2 protein-coding genes are annotated in these 1,403 nt (G+C 45.8%); both read left to right on the top strand.

Features of this window, described 5'->3' with window-relative positions:
* Positions 1-183, top strand: a 183-nt coding sequence (locus tag ASL19_RS18420) for a hypothetical protein (protein ID WP_235528908.1), incomplete at its 5' end; no start/stop codon positions are given.
* Positions 184-735: 552 nt separating this feature from the next.
* A complete protein-coding gene (locus tag ASL19_RS18065; protein ID WP_200959792.1) occupies positions 736-1,128 on the top strand; it encodes a hypothetical protein in 393 nt (130 codons plus the stop codon).
* Positions 1,129-1,403 lie beyond the last annotated feature (275 nt).

The following is a 1,403-nucleotide window of genomic DNA, read 5'->3' as shown; positions in this document are numbered from 1 at the left end:
CATACAGGCGATTGCGAAGCACGCCCTACGGGAGATCGCATATCAATTTCTATGAGCGATCTCGCATTGCACACCCCAGGCGAGATCCCATGTAGGGATTCTCCCCCGGGGTCTTCTCAAGGTAACCCTAGTGGAGCTAAAGATAATATTGATAGTCCAAATAACTATCTAAGCTCTCGATGACCAGTTGCAAAGTGTAGGAGCTAAATTTGATATTTGTGACACTGTGACTTTAGATGAGTTAGAAGAAATGAGTTTAACAGAAGTTTTAATGAATGCGATTACTGATTAGTAGAATTGTAGGAGGTTGACAAAAGATCATTCGCTTTCAGTATGTTCTGGAAAATTGTGTGGGACATGGTAGCATAGACCTCGGGTAATTTGGCAAAAGACTAATTAATATGAAATATGTCTCGACCTTCGTAAGAAGGAATAGGTATTGCGACTGCTTGTACAACTAAACAGGTATTTGATTGTTTTACAGCTACATCTTGACCTTCGTAAGAAGGAATAAGTATTGCGACCTGGTAGATACTGGGTTGGATTCTGCCCTCGCACCCTGGTTCGGAAGCATTTCCCTTGCGAATTTCCTAGGGTTCGTCTTCCCCCTATGAGCGATTGCGAAGCACTCCCTACGGGCGATTGCGAAACACTCCCGATGGGCGATCACTTTACTCCAGGAAGCAGAATTCATATCCAGGCTCATTTCATGTTCGGTTCCCATTTGGTAAAACGTTGACGGAAAACGTTTTCCGTCAACGGATAAATCAGTTATTTCAAAGTTTTGGGGATATTTGGAGGGCGATCGCGAAGCAATTCCAATGGGCGATTGCGCAGCACTCCCTTTGGGAGATCGCATTCAGGGTTCCCCGTGTTTCTTCTCAAGGGAAAATTCTGAATGTGTTGAGGGGCGATCGCGAAGCACTCCCTGCGGGCGATCATCTTCCCGCATCTTCTCAAGGGAAAACTGTCAACCTGTTATTGGTAAGAGGTGATGGGATTTCAGGGCGATTGCGAAGCACTCCCCGTGGGAGATCGCATTACACCCCCGACGGGCGATTGCGCAGCACTCCCTTTGGGAGATCGCTCTCCTCTAGGGACGTTTCATGTTCCGTTCCTGTTTGGTAAAAGGTTGACGGTAAACGTTTTCTCTCAAAGGATAAATCAGTTATTTCAAGGGGGTGGGGATATTTGGAGGGCGATTGCGCAGCACTCCCTTTGGGAGATCGCTCTCCTCTAGGGACGTTTCATGTTCGGTTCCCGTTTGATAAAAGATTGACGGTAAACGTTTTCCGTCAAAGGATGAATCAGTAGTGATGGGGTAACAACATGGCATCCAGCCTTTTTAGCGTTAGGGAAAACTTTAGATGAGTGTGCAAGCATTTATAAAGGATTTTGTCAAA

Origin of the sequence: Cylindrospermopsis sp. CR12 (assembly GCF_001432185.1) — a bacterium.
In the GTDB taxonomy this organism is placed as follows: Bacteria; Cyanobacteriota; Cyanobacteriia; order Cyanobacteriales; family Nostocaceae; genus Raphidiopsis; species Raphidiopsis raciborskii.
The sequence above is the reverse complement of the archived record's forward strand: the minus strand, read 5'-3'. Positions and strand labels throughout refer to the sequence as shown.